The following is a 19,902-nucleotide window of genomic DNA, read 5'->3' as shown; positions in this document are numbered from 1 at the left end:
GACGCGTGACGCGACGAGCCAAACATCGATCTTACGTCACCCGACGCCGTGGTCGCCACCTTCACGGCGCCGACCACGACGGTGGTCGGGCCCGGCGACCGGCACGCCCGTCAGCGGGCCGCGCGCTCCCCGCCGCGCTCGCGCATCGTCGCCGGGAACGGCGACTCGTCGGCGTCGCCGAAGCGGTCGCCGAGCCGGTCCGCGAGCTTCGCCCGGCCGGCCTGGACCTGCGCGAGGAGCTTGCCGAGGTCCACCTCGAAGTCCGCGAGCCGCCGGTCGCAGTAGTCGTCGGCGTCGCGCTGCAGCACGGCCGCCGCCTCCTGCGCCTCGTCGACGATGTCGCGGGCGCGCGCCTCCGCCTGGACCACCACCTGCTCCGTCTGCACGAGCTCGATCGCCCGGGCGCGCGCCGTGGTGAGGATCTCCTCCGCCTGCCGGTGCGCGTCCTCGAGCACGGCGTCCGCCTGCGCGAGCACCTCGTCCGCGTGCGCGAGCTGCTCCGGCAGCGCGCCCCGCAGCTCGTCCAGGAGCGCGAGGGCGTCGCCCTTGTGCACCAGCACCGACGCGGACATCGGCATCGTGCGCGCCGACTCGACGAGGTGCGTGAGGTCGTCGAGGATCGCGTTCAACCCGACCTGCGCCTCCTCGCCCGCGCGGTCCTCGTGCGTCGGCCGTCGGTCCTGCTGCTCGCTCACGTACCCGGTCCTTCCCGTCGTGCTCACCTGCTGGTCCCCTGCGTCCGTGCCAGCGCCGCCCGGACGGCGTCGCCCACCCCCGGCGGGACGAGGTCGTCCACCGGTCCCCCGTACCGCGCGATGTCCTTCACGAGCGACGACGCGACGTGCAGGAGCGCCGCGTCGCCCGCGACGAACACCGTCTCGACCCCCGCGAGGTGCCGGTTCATGAGCGCCATCGGCAGCTCCGCGTCGAAGTCGGCACCACCGCGCAGGCCTTTGACCACCGCCGTCGCACCGACGTCGCGGCAGAAGTCGACGAGCAGCCCCGGCACGACCTCGACCCGGACGCCGTCCAGCCCCGCGTCCCGCACCGCGGACCGCGCGAGGTCCACGCGCTCGTCGACGCTCAGGAGCGCCGACTTCGACGCGTTCCGCGCGACGCCGACGACGACCTCGTCGAAGAGGGCGCGCGCACGGCGGACGATGTCGAGGTGGCCCAGGGTGATCGGGTCGAACGACCCGGGACAGACGGCTGTGGTCACCTCGTCACGGTAGTACACGGGGGCCGCTGGACCCGGGCGGCGCGGCCGGGCGCGCGCCGACCGTCGTCGGGCGCGACGATGGTCGACGTGACCACCCCCGCCGTCGTCCCGCTCACCGAACCCGCGCTGCTGCGCTCGCTGCACCGCGACGTCCTCGTGCCGTCGTTCCCGCCGGCCGAGCTCGTCGACGAGCAGGAGCTGCTCGACGCCCACGCGAGCGGGCGGCTGCGCAGCCTCGGCGTGGTCGAGGACGGCCGCGTCGTCGCCGGCGTCGTCGGCGAGTGGTTCGCCGACGCGCGCGTCCTCCTCGTGCTCTACCTCGCGATCGCCCCCCGGACGCCGCGGCGGCGGCGTGGGCCGTCGTCTCGTCACCACCGCGCTCGACGACTGGCGCGCGCTCGACCCGCTCGTCGTCGTGGGCGAGGTCGAGCACCCCGCGCACCACACGGGCAGCGAGGCCCACGGCGACCCGGTCGCGCGACTCCGGTTCTACGCGCGCCTCGGGGCGCGCGTCCTGGCACTCCCCTACTTCCAGCCCGGCGACGGCCCGGGCGGCGAGCGCGTGCCCGCGCTCCTCCTCGTGTCGTTCCCCCTCGGCCCGCACGCCGCCGGCGACGACGTCCCGGCCGCGCCGCTGCGCGCCTTCCTCGCGGAGAATCTCCGCGAGAGCGAGGGCACGCTCGCCGACGACGCCGCGACCCGCCGCCTGCTCGACGCCGCAGGCGGGGACCGCGTCCGCCTCGTCGACCCGGACGACCCCGCCGCCCTCGCGACCGTGCCCGTCGGCACCCTCTCCCCGGCCGAGACCCGAGCCCCGACGGCCTGAGCCTTCCGGCCTCGCGGCCCGACCGGAGACTGCCGCCGCGAGCCGCAGGGCTCGCTACGACGCGCCCACCGACCAGGCAGTCCCGGCAGGCCGAGCAGGCGGTCTGGGTGCGTCAGCCGACCCGGACGAGCCAGAACCACCTGGTCGACGGGGACGTGGGGCCGGACACGGGTGGTCGACGGGCTATGCGTCGTCGGGGAGCTCCGGGCCGACGAAGAACACCGCGGTCTCGCCGTAGTCCTTGTGCGCGACGAGCTCCCAGCCGGCGGGCCACGTCGGCTCGGGTGTGCGCGTCGAGCGCTCGACGACGACGACGGCGGCCGGGTCCAGCACGCCGGGCACGGCGAGGTGCGCGAGGACGCGCTCGAGCGCCTCGGCCGTCACGTCGTAGGGCGGGTCCACGAGCACGAGGTGGAAGGGGCCGTGGCCGGCACGCCCCGGGGTCGGCGCCCCGGCCGCTCCGGCCGCGTCCCCGGCCGCCGACCGCTGCGCCGTGGCCGCCGCCACGCCGGCGACGAACGCCTCGGCCGGCTGCGCGACGACGTGCACGTTCGACAGGCCGAGGGCGGCGACGTTGCGTCGGGCGACGTCGGCCGCGACCCGCGCGGAGTCGACGAGCGTGACGTCGGCCGCGCCGCGGCTCGCCGCCTCGAGGCCGAGCGCGCCGGAGCCCGCGTAGAGGTCGAGGACGTGCGCGTCGTCGACGACGCCGAGGTGCTCGAGCCGGGAGAAGATCGCCTCTCGCACGCGCTCGCTCGTCGGTCGCGTGCCGCGGGGCGGGACCTGCAGCGTGCGCCCACCGACTGTTCCCGCCACGATCCTCGTCACGCGCCCACCCTACGCAGACACCGCGGCGCCCTGCCGTCACGCACGCTCGAGGAACTCCTCGCGCTCGGGGTCGAGCTGCTCGCGGATCGCGGCGGCGAGCGCCGGGTGGTCCGCGAGGTCCGGGTCCTGCGCGACGACCTCCGCCGCGTCCGCCCGCGCGGTCTCGATGACGTCCGCGTCCTTGACGACGCGCAGGAGCCGCAGCGAGCTCGCGCGCCCCGACTGGGCGGCGCCCAGGACGTCGCCCTCGCTGCGCAGCTCGAGGTCGACGGTGGCGAGCTCGAACCCGTCCGTCGTGCGCGCGAGCGTCTCGACGCGCGTCGCGGCGGGCGTGCCCGGCTGCGCGGTCGAGACCAGCAGGCACAGCCCGGCGGCCGACCCGCGCCCGACGCGCCCGCGGAGCTGGTGGAGCTGGGAGATGCCGAACCGGTCCGCGTCGAGCACGACCATCGCCGTGGCCTCCGGGACGTCGACGCCCACCTCGACGACCGTCGTGGAGACGAGCACCTGGACCGCTCCCGACGCGAAGTCGGCCATCACGGCGTCCTTGTCCGCGGGCGGCATCTGGCCGTGCAGCACGCCGACCGTCAGCCCGGCGAGCCGCGGGTGGGCGCGCAGCTCCTCCGCGACCTCCAGCACGGCGCGCAGCGGCGGCCGCTCGACGGCGTCGGGCGCCTCGGGGTCGAGCAGGAAGTCCGGGACGTCGTCGAAGTCGTCGTCCCCCGTCCCGCCCGCGTCAGCGTCCGGCTCGTCCGGGTGGATGCGGGCGCAGACCACGTACGCGCGGTGCCCGGCGTCGACCTCCTCGCGCACGCGCGCCCACGTCCGCTCCATCCAGGTGGGGTTCCCGGCGGGCACGACGTGCGTCGTGATGCCCGACCGCCCGGCGGGGATCTCCGTGAGCGACGACGTCTCGAGGTCACCGAACACGGTCATCGCGACGGTGCGCGGGATCGGCGTCGCCGTCATGACCAGCAGGTGCGGGGAGGTGCGGGCCTTCGCCCGCAGGGCGTCGCGCTGCTCGACGCCGAACCGGTGCTGCTCGTCGACGACCACGAGCCCGAGGTCGGCGAACTGCACGTTCTCGGAGAGCAGCGCGTGCGTGCCCACGACGATGCCCGCCGCGCCGCTCGCGGCGTCGAGCAGGGCCTCCTTGCGCGCGGCGGCGCCGAGCGAGCCGGTGAGGAGCGCGACGCGCGTCCCGTGCTCGGCGCCCCCGAGGAACCCGCCCTCGGCGAGCGGCCCGAGGAGCGCCCGCAGGGTCCGCGCGTGCTGCGCGGCGAGCACCTCGGTGGGCGCGAGGAGCGCCGCCTGGCCGCCGGCGTCGATCACCTGGAGCATCGCGCGCAGCGCGACGACGGTCTTGCCGGAGCCGACCTCGCCCTGGAGGAGCCGTTGCATGGGGCGCGCGAGCGCGAGGTCATCGGCGATCTCCCGGCCCACCTCGTGCTGTCCCTGCGTGAGCGTGAACGGCAGCGCCGCGTCGAAGTCCGCGAGGATGCCCGGCTCGCCCTCCGGCCGGGGCGGGCGTGCGGTCGCGGGCTCGGCGGCGGCCCGGGCACGCCGCTGCGCGAGCGCAGCCTGGAGGACGAACGCCTCCTCGTACCGCAGCCGGTCGCGACCGCGCCGCCACTGCTTCTCGTCGTACGGCTCGTGGACGTCGCGCAGCGCCTCGAGCCGGGTACCGAGCCCGCGCCGCTCGCGGACGGCGTCGGGCAGCGGGTCGGGGACGTCCTCCTCGCGCAGCGGGTCGAGGACGGTCCGCACGGCGGGCTGGATCTTCCAGCTCGGGATGCTGCCGCTCGCGGGGTAGATGGGGATCGGCCTGCTCGCCTCGAGGACGGCGCTCTCGGCGTCCTCGGCGTCGTCGTCCATGCCGATGATCTTGTAGTCGGGGTGCGTGAGCTGGCGCGTGCCCCGGTAGAGGCCGACGACGCCCGTGAACAGGCCGTGCCGACCCGGCGCGAGGCGCTGCTCGTGGTAGCGCAGCACGTTGGGGCTCTTGGCGAAGAACGTGAGCGAGAGCTGCTGCGGGCCGTCCGTCACGACGGCCTCGAGGATGGCGCCCGCGCGGTTGCGCATGCGCCGGACGGTCGCGCTGCGGACCTGGGCGACGATCGTCACGTGCTCGCCGAGGGCGAGCCCGCCGAGGTCCGTGAGACGGCCGGGGTCGCCGTAGCGGCGCGGGTAGTGGCGCAGCAGGTCGCCCACGGTCTCGAGGCCGAGCTTCGCGAGCGGTCCCGCGCTGCGCGTCCCGACGGCGCGGGTCAGCGGCTCGGCCAGCCGGTCCGTCATGCGCCCACCGCCTCGTCCGTGCCGTGGTGGACGACGGCGCCCTCCGCGGCGAGCGCGACCGTGCCGCCGTCCCGGCCCGAGCGCAGGAGCACGAGCTCGGCCCCGGCGCGGGCGGCCGCGGGGGCGAGCGCGTCGAGCGCCGGGAGGGGGACGTCGTCGTCCGCGAGGACCGTGACGACCTCGGCGGGACGCTCGAGCAGGCCCTCCAGGAGCCCGACGAGCCGGCGCGCGGCCTCGGGGTCGTCCGTCCCGGCCGCCGACGCCCGGGACGTGCGCACCGTGTCGAGCGCGGACCGCACGGCGTGCACGCGTCCGGGGCCGTCGACCAGCTGGGCGGCGGCGAGCGCGACCGTCACGTGCAGGTCCGTCGGGGCCGCGAGCACCTCGAGCGACTCGACGCCGTCCTCGCGCAGGGCCGCGCGGAGCGTCGCGACGTCCTCCTCGGGGAGGTCGCCGCCGGGCAGCACGACGACGTGCGCCGCGCGCGCGTCGACGGCGACGCGGTGCAGCGCCGCGAGGTCGGACGCACCGGGCTCGTCGCGCAGGAGCACGACGGCGCCCGCGCGCGCGAGGTCCGCGACGAGCCCCGGTGCGCTGGTCACCGCGACGAGCCCCGGCTCGTCCGACGGGCCGCCGTCCGCCGTGATGCCCGCCGCTTCCGGAAGGTGGCCGTGCCCGTGCGCCCCCGGCAGGTGGCGCACGCGGACCTGCCGCAGCGCGACGAGCGCCCCCGCTCCCTCCCGCGACGCGCGGCCCTGGGCGTCGGCGAGCACCGCCCGTCCGGCCACGACCGCCGCCATCGGGTCGTCGGTGTGGACGTGCGCCTGCCACAGCCCTGACCCGTCGTCGCCCGCGCCGCCGACGACCACGACGGAGTCCCCGATCCGGGACAGGTCGGACCGCAGCCGCTCCCCCGGTGCCGCGGACGCGCCCACGGCGCCCGCGAGCGCACCGCCCGGCAGGTCGACCACGTACATCACCTCGAACTCGCCCCCCTCGTGCGCGGCCTCGGTCCCCGACGCCGCCCCCACGGACGACCCGGTGACCGGCGTCATGCCGGACATCATGCCCAGCACCTCCGACACGACCGGAGCGGGGGTCGCCGGCGCCGCGCCGGGCTCGTCGAGGCGCGCGTCGACGAGCCCGCGGCCCGGCTCGTCGATCTGCGTGCGGTCCGGTCCGCCGGTCCGCTCGTCGAGCGCGGCGACGAGCGCGCCGAGCACGAGCACGAGGCCGAGGGCCCCGGCGTCGAGCACCTGCGCCCGTGCCAGCGCGTCGAGCTCGTCGGTGCTGCGCAGCGCCGCCGCGCGGGCGCCGTCCCGCGCCGCCGCGGCGACGGCACCGGGCGAGGGGTCGCCGTCCGTGACCACGTCCGCGGCCGCGCGGGCCGCCGCGTCCGCCGCGGTGAGGATCGTGCCCGGCGCCGGGCGCGCGACGGCGCCCCGCGCCGTCCGCGCTGCCCGGTCCAGGCCGACGGCGAGCGCCGCGCCCGAGACCGTCCGGTGCTCGGCGAGCTCGAGCGCGAGCCCGCGCAGGTACTCGCTGAGGATGACGCCGGAGTTGCCGCGCGCCCCGACGAGCGCCCCGCGCGCGAGACGCACGAGGACGTCGCCCGCGCCGCCCGCTGGGCCTGCGGCGTCCGCCGTGCCCGCAGGCAGCGCCCGCACGGCGTCGAGCAGCGTGAGGTACATGTTCGTGCCGGTGTCCGCGTCGGCCACGGGGAAGACGTTCACGCGGTCGAGCGACGCACGCGCCTGGGCGAGGGCGTGGACACCGCCACGACCCCACGCGACGACGACGGCGGCGTCGACCACGTCGGCTCCGGGGCTCACGTCGGGACGGCTCCTCGTACGCTGGGGGACGGCCCGGCCGCGCGCGGCGGGTCGGACGACCCGGCGGTCGTCGGGACCACGGTAGTCAACCCGGCCCCCGGTCGTGGGGCGAGCCGCCCCGGCTCCGGCGTGATCCCTGCGACGCGGACCCGGTTTGAGCTCAGGGCCTCGGATCGGCTACCCTGACGAGGTTGCCCGGGTGCTTCGCGCGCCCTCGACGTCGTCGAGGAGCCGCCGAGGGACACCGGGCCGGACACCCTACAGACCATTCAGGACGTCGCCGCTGCGTGCGCGACGTGCACGACGATCAGGAGAAACCGTGGCTGCCAACTGCGACGTCTGCGGCAAGGGCCCGGGCTTCGGGCACAGCATCTCGCACTCCCACATCCGCACGAAGCGCCGCTGGAACCCGAACATCCAGCGCGTGCGCGCCGTGGTCGCGGGGACGCCCAAGCGCCTCAACGTGTGCACCTCGTGCCTCAAGGCCGGCAAGGTCACCCGCCCCGCCTGATTCGCGCGACTCCTCCACGAGAGCGCCCGCCGGTCCCCGGCGGGCGCTCTCGTCGTCTGCGGCCCCGGTCGCCGGACGCCCGAGCTCCGAAGATCTCCTGAGGATCCGGACAAACGGGCTTGGTGTATCCCCGCCCGGGTGGCAGTCTTTGTTCATGGTGACGGAACTGAGCGAGGTAACGATCCGCCCGGCCGGCCCCGCGGACGCGCGCGCCATCGCGGCCGTGCACATCGCGTCGTGGCGCGGCGCGTACGCCGGCATCGTGCCGGACGAGTACCTCGCCTCCCTCGACCACGACCAGCGTGAGAAGCACTGGGTCCAGAGCCTCGGCACCGCCGGGGCACGCACCTGGCTCGCCGACGCCGACGGCCGCACCATCGGCTTCGCCACCCTCGGCCCCGGTCGCGACGAGGACGCCGAGCCCGGGGACCTGGAGATCTACGCCATCTACCTCGACCCCGAGTCCTGGGGCCGCGGCGTCGCACGCGACCTCATGCGCACCATGCTCGGCGAGGTGGGCCCCGGCACCACCGTCACGCTCTGGGTCCTCGAGGACGCCGAGCGTGCGCGCCGGTTCTACCGTCGGCACGGGTTCAGCCCGGACGGGGTCGAGCGCCGCGACGACATCGGCGGCAAGGACCTCACCGCCGTCCGCTACCGCCGGAGCTGACCCCCGCGCTCAGGCGCGGAAGTGGTCCCACCCCGACGACCGGCGCGGCACCGCGCCGTCCAGGCGCACGCCCGGGCCGTCGTCACCCGCGGGACGCACCGTGCCGAGCGGCCGGAACCCGGCCGGGAGCGACGACGCCGCGGGGAACGTGGCGAGCAGACCGTGGTCCTCTCCCCCGGACAGGACCCACCCGTCGACGAGCTCCGTCCCGTCGCCCGCGAGCGCGGCGCCTGCGTCCCGCAGCCGGGCACGGTCGGCGTCGAGCGCAGCCGGGTCCAGGTCCACGACGACGCCGCTCGCCCGCGCGACCCGCCCCGCGTCCCGCAGCAGGCCGTCCGAGACGTCCATCATCGCCGTGGCCCCGGCGTCGGCCGCGACCGGGCCTGCGGCGAGCGGCGGGTCGGGACGCAGGTAGGCGGCGACGAGCGCGTCGTCGACGTCCGCGCGACCGGCGTCGAGCAGCGCGAGACCCGCGGCGGACCGCCCGAGCGTCCCCGCGAGCGCGACGACGTCACCCGCCCGGGCTCCGCCGCGCAGCACCGGCTCGCGTCCCTCCAGGTCCCCGTGGACGGTCACGGCGACCACGACCTGGTCCCCTCCGGACAGGTCGCCGCCCACGACCGCGGCACCGAGCGGGGTGCACGCGTCGGCCAGCCCGCGCGCGAACCCGGTGACCCAGTCGACGGGCAGGTCGCCCGGCATGACGAGCGACACGACGAGCGCCGCGGGGCGCGCGCCCATGGACACGACGTCGGCGAGGTTCTGCACGGCGGCGCGGCGGCCGACGTCGTAGCCCGTCGACCAGCGCCGGCGGAAGTGCCGGTCCTCGACGAGGACGTCGGTGGACACGACGTAGCGGCCGTCGGGCGCGGCGACGACCGCGCAGTCGTCCCCCGGCCCGACGAGCGTCGAGGGGGCCGTGGGCAGCAGGGGGAAGATCCGGGCGAGGAGCGCCTCCTCGGGCACGTCGCGGACCAGCAGGGGCGTCTCGCTCACGCGGCCACCCTAGTCGCCGCCCGGGCGGTCACGGGCACCCGTCGCGGGCCGCTACGGTGGTCGCGTGCTCGACGTCGTCCCTCCCCGCTCCCCCTCCGCCCGTCCGGGATCGTCCCGGCCGTCCCGGCGCCGGCTCGTCCGCGCCCTGGCCGTCCCCGCGCTCCTGGGCGTCGTGGCTGCGACCGCCGCGTGCGCGCCGCGCATCGGCGTCCCCGTGGCGGACGACGCCCAGAACCCGCTGTGCGCGGACGTCGTGCTCGCGCTGCCCGACTCGCTGGGCGAGGACCTGCCGAAGGTCGGAACGACGAGCCAGGCCACGGCCGCCTGGGGCGAGCCGGGCGCCGCGGTGACGCTGCGGTGCGGCGTCGAGGTGCCCGGGCCCACGACCACGGCGTGCCAGAGCGTCGTGTCCGAGGGGGGCAGCGTCGACTGGCTCGTCGTCGAGGACGAGGGCACGTGGACGTTCACCACCTACGGGCGCGACCCCGCGGTGCAGGTCGTCGTCCCGCCTGCCGTGACGGAGGGGCACTCGACGTCGTTCATCGCGGACCTGGGCCGCGCCGTCATGGAGGTCCCGCAGACGCGCGCGTGCGTCGGGGTGGGCGACGTCGGCTGAGCCGGCGCCCGTCCCGGGGCCGCCCCCGGCCCGTCGCCCGCGCGGTCAGCGCAGGCCGGTGGGCCGCTCGAGCGCGAGCGCGACGAGCTCGTCGATGAGGTCGGGGTAGCTGAGCCCCGACTTCTCCCACATGCGGGGGTACATCGAGAACGGCGTGAAGCCCGGCATGGTGTTGATCTCGTTGACGACGACCCGCTCGTCGGGCGTGACGAACACGTCGACGCGCGAGAGGCCCTCCGCGCCGACCGCCTCGAACGTGCGCACGGCGATCTCGCGCACGCGCTCGACGAGGTGCTCCGGGAGGTCCGCCGGGCACGACAGCTCGACCCCGGCCTCGTCGAGGTACTTGGCCTCGAAGTCGTAGAAGTCGTGCTGCTCGCCCGTGACGACGATCTCCCCCGGCAGGGACGCGCGCGGCCGCGCTCCACCGCGCCCGCCGAGGACGGCGCACTCGATCTCGCGACCGACGACGCCCGCCTCGACGACGACCTTCGGGTCGTGCTCCTGCGCCGCGGCGATCGCCGCGGGCAGGTCGGCGAGGTCGTCGACCTTGGAGATGCCGAGGCTCGACCCAGCACGGGCGGGCTTGACGAAGACGGGCAGGCCGAGCGCGGCCACCGCCTGCGTCACCGTCTCCGGGTCGCGCTCGAACGCCCCCGGCTTGACGACGGTGTACGGCGCGATCGGCAGGCCCTCGCCCGCGAGCACGAGCTTCATGAAGTGCTTGTCCATGCCGACCGCCGAGGCGAGGACGCCCGCGCCCACGTAGCGCACGTCGGCGAGCTCGAGCATGCCCTGGAGGGTGCCGTCCTCGCCGTAGGGGCCGTGCAGGAGCGGGAAGACGACGTCCACCTCGCCGAGCACGCGCGGCACCTCGCCGGGTGCGAGCACGCGCAGGTCCCGGCGCCCGGTCGACAGCGGGAGGATGACCTCCTCGCCCGTCGGCTCGACCTGGGGCAGCCGGCCCGCCGTGATCTCCCAGTGCGACGGCTCGTCGGCCGCGAGGACCCACTCGCCCGACGGCGTGATCCCGACCGGGACGACGTCGTAGCGCGTCCGGTCGATGGCGCGCAGGACGCCCGCGGCGGTCGCGGCGGAGATGGCGTGCTCGCCGGAGCGCCCGCCGAACAGCACGAGGACGCGGGGCTTGCGGGGGGCGCCGGTGGGGTGCTCGTCGGTGGACGGCACGGACCGGTCGGGGCTCTGGCTGGACATCGCCGACGACCCTACCGGACGCCTGCTCGCGCGCGGACGCCCGCCGGTGCGAGATTCCGGAGAACATCCCGGCGAGATCTCGGGAACGATCCGGGAGGCTCCGGCGTTGGGAGTGCCGTGGAAGACACGACTCTCGAGGCCCCCGCGGCCGACGACCCCGACCATAGTCCCGGCCGCACCGGCCCCGGCAGCGAGCGGACGCACCCAGGCGTCCCCGTCGACCGCAGGGCGGTGCGGGCACGATGACGACCTTCCTCTCCCTCCTCCTCGGGCTCCTCGTGGTCCTCGCGATCACGGCGGCGACGGCCTACTTCGTCGCCCAGGAGTTCGCCTACATGACCGTCGACCGCTCCCGGCTGGGGGCCAAGGCGGAGGCCGGCGACGAGTCGGCCCGGCGCGCGCTCGCCGTGACCCGGCGCACCTCCTTCGTCCTGTCCGGCGCACAGCTCGGCATCACGGTGACGGGCCTGCTCGTCGGCTACGTGGCCGAGCCCCTCATCGGTCAGTCGCTCGGCACCATGCTCGGCGGCGTCGGCGTCCCGACGGGTGTCGGCGTCGCGGTGGGCACCGTCCTGGCGCTCGTGCTGTCGACGATCATCCAGATGCTCTTCGGCGAGCTCTTCCCCAAGAACCTCGCCATCGCGCGGCCCGAGCCGCTCGCGAAGGGTCTGGCACGCTCGACGTCGGCGTACCTCACGGTGTTCGGCTGGCTCATCGCGGTGTTCGACAAGGCGTCCAACGCGCTGCTGCGGATGCTCAGGATCGAGCCCGTCCACGACGTCGACAACACCGCGACCGCGCGCGACCTCGAGCACATCGTGGCCGACTCGCGCGAGAGCGGGAACCTGACCGACGAGCTGTCCGTGCTCCTCGACCGCGTGCTGGACTTCCCGCAGCGCGACGTCGAGCACGCGATGATCCCGCGCTCCCGCGTGGGGACCGTGCGGCCCGAGGCGACCGTCGCCGAGGTGCGCGAGCTCATGGCCCGCGCCCACACGCGCTACCCGGTGGTCGACGACACGGACCAGCCGCTCGGCGTCGTCCAGCTCGCCGACGTCCTCGCGACCGACCTGCCCGCGGACGCGCCCGTCACGGCGCTCATGCGCCAGGCCGTGGTGCTGCCGACGGCCATGACGCTCCCGGACGCCCTCGCGCAGCTCAACTCCACGCGCAACCAGCTCGCGTGCGTCATCGACGAGTACGGCGGCTTCACCGGCGTGCTGACCGTCGAGGACCTCGCCGAGGAGCTCGTCGGCGAGATCACCGACGAGCACGACCCCGAACAGCCCGCCACGGTCACGGCCGAGGAGGACGGCGTGTGGGTCATGGGCGGCGACGTCCACGTCGACGAGGCGGAGCGCGCCCTCGGGCACGACCTGCCCCGCGGCGACCACGAGACGGTCTCGGGGCTCCTCATCGCCCAGCACGGTGCCCTGCCGCGCGCGGGCGACCAGATCGAGGTGCCGCTCCCGGACGACCCGGCCGACCTCGTGCACGACGAGCCGGTGCACCGCGCGCTCGTCGTCGACGTCCTGTCGGTCGAGCGGCACGTGCCGCGTCTCGTGCGCGTCCGGCTCGTCGAGCGGCGGGGCGACGTCCCCGTCGACGTCGTCGTGCACCCGACCGCGCGCGAGGCAGCGCACCCGACCGACGCCGCGGAGGAGACCCGATGAGCAACCCCTGGGTCGTCGTCACGGCGACCGTCGCGATCATCGCGCTCAGCGCGTTCTTCGTCGCCGTGGAGTTCGCGCTCCTCGGCGCCAAGAGGCACCGCCTCGAGGACGCCGCCCCCACGAGCCGCGCCGCGCGCGCCGCGCTGCGCAGCTCGAACGAGCTCACGCTCCTCATGGCCGGCGCCCAGCTCGGCATCACCGCGTGCACGCTCGCGCTCGGTGCCATCACCAAGCCCGCCGTCCACCACTGGCTCACGCCCGTCTTCGAGACGTGGGGCGCGCCCCTGTGGGCCGCGGACGTCGCGGGCTTCGTGCTCGCGCTGATCGTCGTGACGTTCCTGCACCTCGTCGTCGGCGAGATGGCACCGAAGTCGTGGGCCATCGCCCACCCCGAGCGGTCGGCCACGCTCCTCGCGCTGCCGATGCGCGGGTTCATGTGGGCGTTCCGCCCGCTCCTGCGCTGGCTCAACGAGCTCGCGAACCGCTGCGTGCGGGCCGTGGGCGTCGAGCCGGTGGAGAACGTCGAGGGTGGCGGGCAGGACGCCGCGACCCTGCGGCACCTGGTCGAGCACTCGGCGAACGTCGGCGCGCTCGAGGCGTCGTACCGGGCGCAGATCTCGGGCGTGATCGAGCTCGAGACCCTCACGGTCGACGCGCTCGTGCCGACCGGGAGCCGGCCCACGTCGGTCCCCGCCGACGCGACCGCGGCCGACGTGCGACGCGCGTCGGCCCGCTCGGGCCACCTGCGCATCCTCGTCCAGAACGGGAGCGTGGTCCCGAAGGTCGTGCACGTGCGCGACACGCTCCTCGAGCCGGACGACCGGCTGGCCAAGGAGCTCGCGCGCCCCGGGTTCGTCCTGGAGTCCGGCACCACGGTGCACGCCGCGCTCGCGCGCATGCGCGAGTCGAGCGAGCAGCTCGCGGTCGTCATGGACGGCGAGCGGTTCGTCGGCGTCGTGACGCTCGCGGACGTCCTGCGCCGCATCCTCCCCCACCCGGAGGACCCGGTACCCGTCCTCGCGGGCTGACGGCCGGCCACCGGCCGCCGTACGGTGGAGGGGCCCCGGCGACGCACGTCGCCGGGGCCCTTCCCCGTCCACCCCTCCACCGTCCGTCCCGAGACCGAAGGCAGGCCATGCCCACGCCCGTCCCGTCACCCGCCCCGTTCCCCACGCCGCGCAGGCTGCTCTCCGACGAGCTGCTGGAGCAGATCCGCGGCCGGGCCGCGGGCTACGACCGCGACAACGCCTTCTTCACCGAGGACCTTGCCGCACTCACCGAGGCCGGGTACCTGCGCGCGCTCGTGCCGGAGTCGTTCGGCGGCGCGGGCCTCACCCTGCGCGAGCTGGCGCACGAGCAGGCGCGGCTCGCGGGTGCCGCCCCCGCGACGGCGCTCGCCGTGAACATGCACCACGTGTGGACGGGCGTCGCGCGCTACCTCCACCTGCGCGGCGACGCGTCGCTCGACTGGCTGCTCGAGGACGCCGTCCGCGGGGGCGTCTTCGGGTTCGGGTACTCCGAGGGCGGCAACGACCTCGTGCTGCTCGGCTCGCGCACCGAGGCCCGCCCGGACGAGCGGGGCGGGTACACGTTCCACGGCCGCAAGATCTTCACGTCGAACTCGCCCGCGTGGACGCGGCTCGGCGTGCTGGGGCTCGACACCCAGTCGCGCGACGCCCCGCGCCTCGTGCACGCGTTCGTGTCGCGCGACGCCGGGGTCCAGGTGCTCGACGACTGGGACACGATGGGCATGCGCGCGTCGCAGTCGCGCTCCACGGTGCTCGACGGCGCGTTCGCCCCCTTCGAGCGCGTTGTCCGGCGGCTGCCGCCGGGCCCGACGCTGGACCCCCTCGTCGTCGGGATCTTCACGACGTTCGAGACGCTGCTCGCGTCGGTGTACACGGGCATCGCGGACCGTGCGCTCGAGCTCGGCGTCGCCGCGGCCCGCCGTCGGACGTCGATGAAGAACGACGGCGCGCCGCTCTCCGAGGACCCGGACGTCCGCTGGCGCCTCGCCGACGCCGCGCTCGCGCTCGACGCCGTCTGGCCGCAGATCGACACCGTCGCGGCCGAGCTCGACGCCCTCGTCGACCGCGGCGCGGGCTGGTTCCGCGCGACCGCAGGGCTCAAGGTGCGCGCGACGGAGACGGCGAAGACCGTCGTCGACCAGATGGTGCGGGTCGCGGGCGGCTCCAGCTACTTCGCCGGCAACGAGCTCGGCCGCCTCTACCGCGACGTCCTCGCCGGGATCTTCCACCCGTCCGACGACGAGTCCGCCCACTCGACCGTCGCGCAGTCGCTCCTCGGCCCCCTGTCCTGACGCGGACCACCGGCCGCCGAGCAGGTGGTCCTGGCTCGTCCCGGCCGCACGACGCACCAGGACGACCTGCTCGGCCGACCGTGATCGCCTGGTCGCCCGGTCAGGGGGTGGTCGCCCGGGGCACTCGTCGGGCGGCCGGGCGTACGCTGCCGCCATGAGCGACCCGCACGTCCCCGACGCCCTGTCCCCCGCGACCGTCGCCGTCGCCGCGGGACGCCCCGAGCGGTCGCAGGGCGCGCCCGTGAACCCCCCGATCGTGCTGTCCTCGACGTACGTGTCGCAGGGCGTCCAGCAGCCGGGCGAGCTGCTGTACACCCGGATGGACACCGAGACGTGGCACCCCTTCGAGGAGGCGCTCGCCGCGCTCGAGGGCGCGGAGCACCCCGGCGTGGTGTTCGGCTCCGGGATGGCGGCGATCGCCGCGGTGTTCTCGGCCGTGCCCGCGGGCGGGAAGGTCGTGCTGCCGCGCCACGCCTACCAGGTGTCGCTCGGCTTCGCGGACGACCTCGCGGCACGGGCCGGCGTCGAGGTCGTGCGCGTCGACGTCGCCGACACCGACCAGGTCGTCGCGGCCCTCGACGGCGCGTCGCTCCTCCTCGTCGAGTCCCCGACGAACCCCATGCTCGAGGTCGCCGACCTTCCCGCCCTCCTCGCGGCGGCGCGCGAGCGCGGGGTCCTGTCCGCGGTCGACAACACGTTCGCGACCCCGCTCGGCCAGCAGCCCCTCGCGCACGGCGCGGACGTCGTCGTGCACTCGGTGACGAAGTACCTCGCCGGGCACTCCGACGTCGTGCTGGGGGCGGCCGTCGCGCGCACGCCGGAGCTCACGACGGCGCTGCGTGCCTACCGCACGCTCCACGGCTCGATCCCCGGGCCGTTCGAGGTGTGGCTCGCGCTGCGCGGCCTGCGCACGCTCGCCCTGCGCGTCGAGCGGTCCCAGCAGAACGCGGCGGAGCTCGCGCGCCGGCTCGCCGAGCACCCCGACGTCGTCGAGGTGCGGCACCCGAGCCTGCCCGACGACCCGGGTCACGAGCGCGCGACGCGCCTCATGACCGGGTACGGCTCGATCCTCGGCGTGCGCCCGCGGGGTGGTGCGGCGGGCGCGGACGCCGTCGTCGCGGCGGTCCGGCTGTGGGTACCCGCGACGAGCCTGGGCGGCGTCGAGTCGAGCCTCGAGCGCCGACGCCGGTTCGCGACCGAGTCGCGCACGGTCCCGGAAGACCTGCTGCGGCTCTCGGTGGGCGTCGAGGACGTCGAGGACCTCTGGCGTGACCTGGACCGGGCGCTGCGCAGCGCGGTCGACTGACGCGCGCCACGGCCCCGGCCGCGCGGCGCCGCGGCGGCGGGTGCGTCGGTCCGGCTCCGCACCGCCACGCTCCGACCCCGTCAGAGCAGGTCGTTCTCCGCCTCTTCGAGGGGACCGCTCCACCAGGAGTCCGGCCCGGTCGCGGCGCTGTCGATGGCGCGCAGCCTCGTGCGGAGCGTCCGCAGCCGCGCCCGGTGCGAGGGAGCCCTGCGCCCGGACGGACGGGAGGGCGGACGGATCTCCCCCGCCCGGAAGGCACGCAGGCGCTCCGCGGCCTCCTCGGCCGTCATCGTCGTCGGCCCGGGGGCGGGCCGTCCGGAGCTCAGGTACTCCGCGAACGCCTCCAGGAACCCCTCGGTCGCCGCCCGGTCGCGGTTGAGGGGGGACGAGTCGCCCGTCGAGACGTCCCGCACCCATGTCGACCCGTCGCCGTGCTCCATGACCAGAAGCTCTCCGTCGTGGACGACGCCGATCTCGCGGGCCCCGGGGTCGAGGTCGGCCCTCGCTGCCACCGGGTGCAGGCGGATACCGAACAGATGCTCGTCACGCACGCCCTGGATCCTCTCCGCGCAGGCCGCCACGGCCCGCGCACCACCACCTGTGGGTCACCGCACCCTAGCCCGCGTCGGGCTCGGGTGCCGGGGAGCCGCGGCGGGACTGCTCCCGAGGGACGTAGAAGACCCCGCCGTCCAGGTCGACGTCGAACGGCCGGCCCTCCGCCGGACGCTGCACGATGTCGAGCCGCTGACGTTCCTTCTCCTCGGTGAGGTGCGTCCGGCTCGGCTGGAAGATCTCGACGATCTCGCCGAACATGCCGGACGACGCGCTCTCGCCCGCGCCCTCGGAGCGCCGGGCACGCGCCTCCGCACCGGAGGCGAAGAGGACGATCCCCACGACGACCAGTCCCGTGAGCGCGACCGCGAAGAACGCACCACCGATCCCCTGCACCATCCCCCGAGGGTAGCGGCAGCCATCTCGTCAGGACAGGGTGCGTGCCAGCCGAGACCGGGCCGTGACACGACCGTCGCCGGACCGTGGCCCGCCCGCCGCGCGCGCGTGATCTGGGGTTTCTAGGATCGACCGCATGACGACACGACGAGCGGTGCGGACGCGGCGGGCACGACCGATGGACGGTGCGGCGCCCGGGCGGCGGCCGGCGGCCGTCGCCGGCGCGGTCCTCGTCCTCGCCCTCGCGGCGTGCAGCCCGGGCGGGTCGGACGACTCGCCCTCGCCGTCGAGCACCGCGACGAGCGCGTCGCCCAGCCCGACCGACTCCCCGAGCACCACCCCGGAGCCCGGCGCCGAGCCGACCGACGGCGCGTCCACGCCGTCGGACGACGCGACCGAGGCACCGCTGCCGTTCCCCGCGAACACCGAGCCGGACACGCAGGACCCGTCCGCGGACGCCGCGCTCACGGTGACGGACGTCCGGGTCGGGCACCACGACGGGTTCGACCGGGTCGTCTTCGAGCTCGGCGGCACCGGCACGCCCGGGTGGCGGGTCGAGTACGTCGACCAGCCGGTCGACGACGGCAAGGGCGACGTCGTCGCCGTCGACGGCGACGCCTACCTGCAGGTCATGATCTCCGGCTCGGGATACCCCATGGACACCGGGGTCGAGGAGTACGCAGGCCCGAACCCCGTCCGGGCCGGGGACGACGGCGTGGTCGAGGAGGTCCTGCTGCGCGGCGTGTTCGAGGGGTACACGCAGGCGTTCGTCGGGGTCGACGACGAGCAGCGCCCGTTCCGGGTGTTCTCGCTCGAGGACCCGACCCGCGTCGTCGTCGACGTCCGCGACGACGGCTGACGGTCCGCAGGCCGAGGGCCTCAGCGCTCCGCCGAGACGCCCTCGGCCTTCTGCGGCCGGGACAGCAGGCCGCGCGCCATCTCGTCGACGGGCATGCCCTCGTGGAGCACCGCGACGACGCCCGCCGTGATGGGCATCTCCACACCGACCTTGCGCGCGAGCTCGAGCACCGACCGGCACGACTTCACGCCCTCCGCCGTGCCGCCGGTCGCGGCGATCGCGTCGTCGAGGCTCAGCCCCTGGCCGATGTGCTTGCCCAGCGTGTGGTTGCGCGAGAGCGGCGACGAGCACGTCGCGACGAGGTCGCCCATGCCCGCGAGCCCGGGGAACGTCTCGGCGTCCGCCCCGAGCGCGAGCCCGAGGCGCGTGATCTCGACCAGACCACGGGTGATGACGGTGGCGGTCGTGTTGTAGCCGAACCCGCGGCCCTGGGCGATGCCCACGGCGAGCGCGATGACGTTCTTCACCGCGCCGCACAGCTCGACGCCGACCACGTCCCGGTTGGTGTACGGGCGGAAGTACGACGACGAGCACGCGCGCGCCACGTAGCGGGCCACGTCGTCGTCGACGCACGACACGACGGTCGCGGTCGGCTGCCGGTGCGCGATCTCGCGCGCGAGGTTCGGCCCCGAGATGACGGCGACGCGCTCGGGCGGCAGGCCGAGCGACTCCGCGACGACCTCGCTCATGCGCCGGTCGGTGCTCAGCTCGACGCCCTTCATGAGGGACACCGCGACGGCGTCGGGCGCCACGTGCGGGCGGAGCTCCGTAAGCGTGTCGCGCGCCACCTGGGAGGGCACCGCGACGACGACGAGCCCGGCGCCCGCGAGCGCCTCGGCCGCGTCGGTCGTGGCGCGGATCCCCTCGGGGAGGTCGATGCCCGGCAGCCGCTTCTCGTTGCGGCGCGAGGTGTTCACCTGCTCGGCGACCTCGGCGTCGCGGCCCCAGAGGCGCACCTCGCACCCGGCGTCGGCCAGGACGGCGGCGAACGTGGTGCCCCAGCTGCCGGACCCGAGGACGGCGGCGACGATGCGCTCGGCGCTCACGCGCGGTCCTCCGTCCCGGGCCGACGGCGCAGGTCGAACCGTTCGGCGGGCGCCTGCTCCCCGCGGATCTCCTCGAGCTGGCTCGTGATCGCGGCCATGATGCGCTCGGTCGCCTCGCGCAGCGTCGCGGTGTCCTGCGGGCGGTCGTAGAGGTCGGAGAGGTCGACGGGCGGCCCGGCGTGGACCGCGACCTGCTTGGGCGGGATCGGCTTGAACACCTTGCCGTACGGCGCGAGGAGCCGGTGCGCGCCCCACTGGGCGATGGGGACGACGGGCGCCCGGCTCGTGAGCGCGAGGCGCGCGACGCCCGTCTTGCCCACCATGGGCCAGCCGTCCGGGTCGCGTGTGAGCGTGCCCTCGGGGAAGAACACGACGCACTCGCCCTCGTCCAGCCGCGCGGTGGAGTCGACGAGCGACTGCGCGGCACCGGCCGTGCCGCGGTGCACGGGGATCATCCCGGTGCGGGTGAGGAGGCCGCCGAGCACGGGCACCTTCCAGAGCGAGGCCTTCGCCGTGATCTTGGGGGCACGGCCCTGGTCGTAGAGGAAGTGCGCGAGCGTCACCGGGTCGACCTCGGTGACGTGGTTGGCGGCGGCGATGAACCCGCCGTCGGGCAGGTTCTCGGCGCCCTGCCAGTCGCGTCGGGTGATCGCGAACAGGATCGGGCGCAGCAGGAACGCCAAGGTCTTGTACGCGCGCGGGGTCTGGGGCTGGCTCGGCACGGTCACCGAGCCTACCGGGC

Annotated in this window: 20 protein-coding genes; 9 read left to right on the top strand and 11 right to left on the bottom strand. The window is 75.7% G+C overall.

The window, feature by feature from the left end:
• Positions 1 to 110 precede the first annotated feature (110 nt).
• On the bottom strand, positions 111 to 695 hold the full coding sequence (locus tag MT994_RS18715; RefSeq protein WP_228485008.1) for a hypothetical protein: 585 nt from the start codon (positions 693 to 695) through the stop codon (positions 111 to 113).
• A 23-nt stretch (positions 696 to 718) separates the two neighbouring features.
• Entirely contained in the window at positions 719 to 1,219 is a 501-nt protein-coding gene (gene coaD / locus MT994_RS18710) for a pantetheine-phosphate adenylyltransferase (RefSeq protein WP_031315746.1), read from the bottom strand.
• A 352-nt stretch (positions 1,220 to 1,571) separates the two neighbouring features.
• On the opposite strand from coaD, the gene MT994_RS18705 reads away from it, so the two are divergent.
• Complete coding sequence (locus MT994_RS18705; protein WP_354807498.1) at positions 1,572 to 2,045, top strand: hypothetical protein; 474 nt, start codon at positions 1,572 to 1,574, stop codon at positions 2,043 to 2,045.
• 183 nt (positions 2,046 to 2,228) lie between these two features.
• Here MT994_RS18705 and MT994_RS18700 read toward each other — a convergent pair whose 3' ends face one another.
• Genes MT994_RS18700 through MT994_RS18690 form a run of 3 tightly spaced genes read right to left on the bottom strand, consistent with a single transcriptional unit; the run spans position 2,229 to position 7,000 of the window.
• Positions 2,229 to 2,873: an RsmD family RNA methyltransferase gene (locus tag MT994_RS18700; RefSeq protein ID WP_354807496.1), complete on the bottom strand. Its 645-nt coding sequence runs from the start codon at positions 2,871 to 2,873 to the stop codon at positions 2,229 to 2,231.
• A gap of 36 nt (positions 2,874 to 2,909) precedes the next feature.
• Positions 2,910 to 5,168, bottom strand: a complete 2,259-nt coding sequence (recG, locus tag MT994_RS18695) for an ATP-dependent DNA helicase RecG (RefSeq protein ID WP_354807494.1) — start codon at positions 5,166 to 5,168, stop codon at positions 2,910 to 2,912.
• A complete protein-coding gene (locus MT994_RS18690) occupies positions 5,165 to 7,000 on the bottom strand; it encodes a DAK2 domain-containing protein (RefSeq protein WP_354807492.1) in 1,836 nt (611 codons plus the stop codon). The genes recG and MT994_RS18690 overlap by 4 nt, the downstream gene beginning before the upstream one ends.
• Positions 7,001 to 7,319: 319 nt before the next feature.
• Between MT994_RS18690 and rpmB the strand changes: the two genes are divergently transcribed.
• Positions 7,320 to 7,511: a 50S ribosomal protein L28 gene (rpmB, locus tag MT994_RS18685; protein ID WP_024840757.1), complete on the top strand. Its 192-nt coding sequence runs from the start codon at positions 7,320 to 7,322 to the stop codon at positions 7,509 to 7,511.
• A gap of 154 nt (positions 7,512 to 7,665) precedes the next feature.
• Positions 7,666 to 8,181: an N-acetyltransferase gene (locus MT994_RS18680; RefSeq protein WP_021483587.1), complete on the top strand. Its 516-nt coding sequence runs from the start codon at positions 7,666 to 7,668 to the stop codon at positions 8,179 to 8,181.
• Positions 8,182 to 8,190: 9 nt separating this feature from the next.
• On the opposite strand, the gene MT994_RS18675 is transcribed toward MT994_RS18680, so the two are convergent.
• Complete coding sequence (locus MT994_RS18675; RefSeq protein WP_354807489.1) at positions 8,191 to 9,177, bottom strand: thiamine-phosphate kinase; 987 nt, start codon at positions 9,175 to 9,177, stop codon at positions 8,191 to 8,193.
• Between the two features lie 64 nt (positions 9,178 to 9,241).
• Here MT994_RS18675 and MT994_RS18670 point away from each other — a divergent pair, with 64 nt between their 5' ends.
• On the top strand, positions 9,242 to 9,793 hold the full coding sequence (locus MT994_RS18670) for a DUF3515 family protein (protein ID WP_232322537.1): 552 nt from the start codon (positions 9,242 to 9,244) through the stop codon (positions 9,791 to 9,793).
• 45 nt (positions 9,794 to 9,838) lie between these two features.
• Here the strand turns inward: MT994_RS18670 and MT994_RS18665 are convergent, their stop codons facing one another.
• The gene (locus tag MT994_RS18665) at positions 9,839 to 11,008 is read right to left on the bottom strand and encodes a D-alanine--D-alanine ligase family protein (protein WP_354807486.1); all 1,170 of its coding nucleotides are present in this window, start codon (positions 11,006 to 11,008) and stop codon (positions 9,839 to 9,841) included.
• Between the two features lie 242 nt (positions 11,009 to 11,250).
• On the opposite strand from MT994_RS18665, the gene MT994_RS18660 reads away from it, so the two are divergent.
• The 4 genes from MT994_RS18660 to MT994_RS18645 all read left to right on the top strand — a co-directional run bounded on the left by MT994_RS18660 (position 11,251) and on the right by MT994_RS18645 (position 16,307).
• Positions 11,251 to 12,681: a hemolysin family protein gene (locus MT994_RS18660; protein ID WP_194520940.1), complete on the top strand. Its 1,431-nt coding sequence runs from the start codon at positions 11,251 to 11,253 to the stop codon at positions 12,679 to 12,681.
• Positions 12,678 to 13,709, top strand: coding sequence for a hemolysin family protein (locus MT994_RS18655; protein WP_354807484.1), 1,032 nt, complete (start codon positions 12,678 to 12,680; stop codon positions 13,707 to 13,709). The genes MT994_RS18660 and MT994_RS18655 overlap by 4 nt, the downstream gene beginning before the upstream one ends.
• A gap of 107 nt (positions 13,710 to 13,816) precedes the next feature.
• Positions 13,817 to 15,001 (top strand): acyl-CoA dehydrogenase family protein, encoded by a 1,185-nt coding sequence (locus MT994_RS18650; RefSeq protein ID WP_354807482.1) that lies wholly within the window; start codon positions 13,817 to 13,819, stop codon positions 14,999 to 15,001.
• Between the two features lie 154 nt (positions 15,002 to 15,155).
• A complete protein-coding gene (locus tag MT994_RS18645; RefSeq protein WP_255179200.1) occupies positions 15,156 to 16,307 on the top strand; it encodes an aminotransferase class I/II-fold pyridoxal phosphate-dependent enzyme in 1,152 nt (383 codons plus the stop codon).
• Between the two features lie 80 nt (positions 16,308 to 16,387).
• On the opposite strand, the gene MT994_RS18640 is transcribed toward MT994_RS18645, so the two are convergent.
• Positions 16,388 to 16,858 (bottom strand): hypothetical protein, encoded by a 471-nt coding sequence (locus MT994_RS18640; RefSeq protein ID WP_354807480.1) that lies wholly within the window; start codon positions 16,856 to 16,858, stop codon positions 16,388 to 16,390.
• Between the two features lie 64 nt (positions 16,859 to 16,922).
• The gene (locus MT994_RS18635; protein WP_354807478.1) at positions 16,923 to 17,258 is read right to left on the bottom strand and encodes a DUF6191 domain-containing protein; all 336 of its coding nucleotides are present in this window, start codon (positions 17,256 to 17,258) and stop codon (positions 16,923 to 16,925) included.
• A gap of 133 nt (positions 17,259 to 17,391) precedes the next feature.
• Here MT994_RS18635 and MT994_RS18630 point away from each other — a divergent pair, with 133 nt between their 5' ends.
• Positions 17,392 to 18,114, top strand: a complete 723-nt coding sequence (locus tag MT994_RS18630) for a hypothetical protein (protein WP_354807477.1) — start codon at positions 17,392 to 17,394, stop codon at positions 18,112 to 18,114.
• Between the two features lie 20 nt (positions 18,115 to 18,134).
• Here MT994_RS18630 and MT994_RS18625 read toward each other — a convergent pair whose 3' ends face one another.
• Both MT994_RS18625 and MT994_RS18620 read right to left on the bottom strand, forming a co-directional pair.
• Positions 18,135 to 19,160, bottom strand: coding sequence for an NAD(P)H-dependent glycerol-3-phosphate dehydrogenase (locus MT994_RS18625; RefSeq protein ID WP_354807476.1), 1,026 nt, complete (start codon positions 19,158 to 19,160; stop codon positions 18,135 to 18,137).
• A complete protein-coding gene (locus MT994_RS18620) occupies positions 19,157 to 19,882 on the bottom strand; it encodes a lysophospholipid acyltransferase family protein (protein WP_031316293.1) in 726 nt (241 codons plus the stop codon). The genes MT994_RS18625 and MT994_RS18620 overlap by 4 nt, the downstream gene beginning before the upstream one ends.
• Positions 19,883 to 19,902: the final 20 nt, after the last annotated feature.

It is taken from the genome of Cellulosimicrobium sp. MI9406, assembly GCF_040595865.1.
GTDB lineage: Bacteria > Actinomycetota > Actinomycetes > Actinomycetales > Cellulomonadaceae > Cellulosimicrobium > Cellulosimicrobium funkei.
The sequence above is the reverse complement of the archived record's forward strand: the minus strand, read 5'-3'. Positions and strand labels throughout refer to the sequence as shown.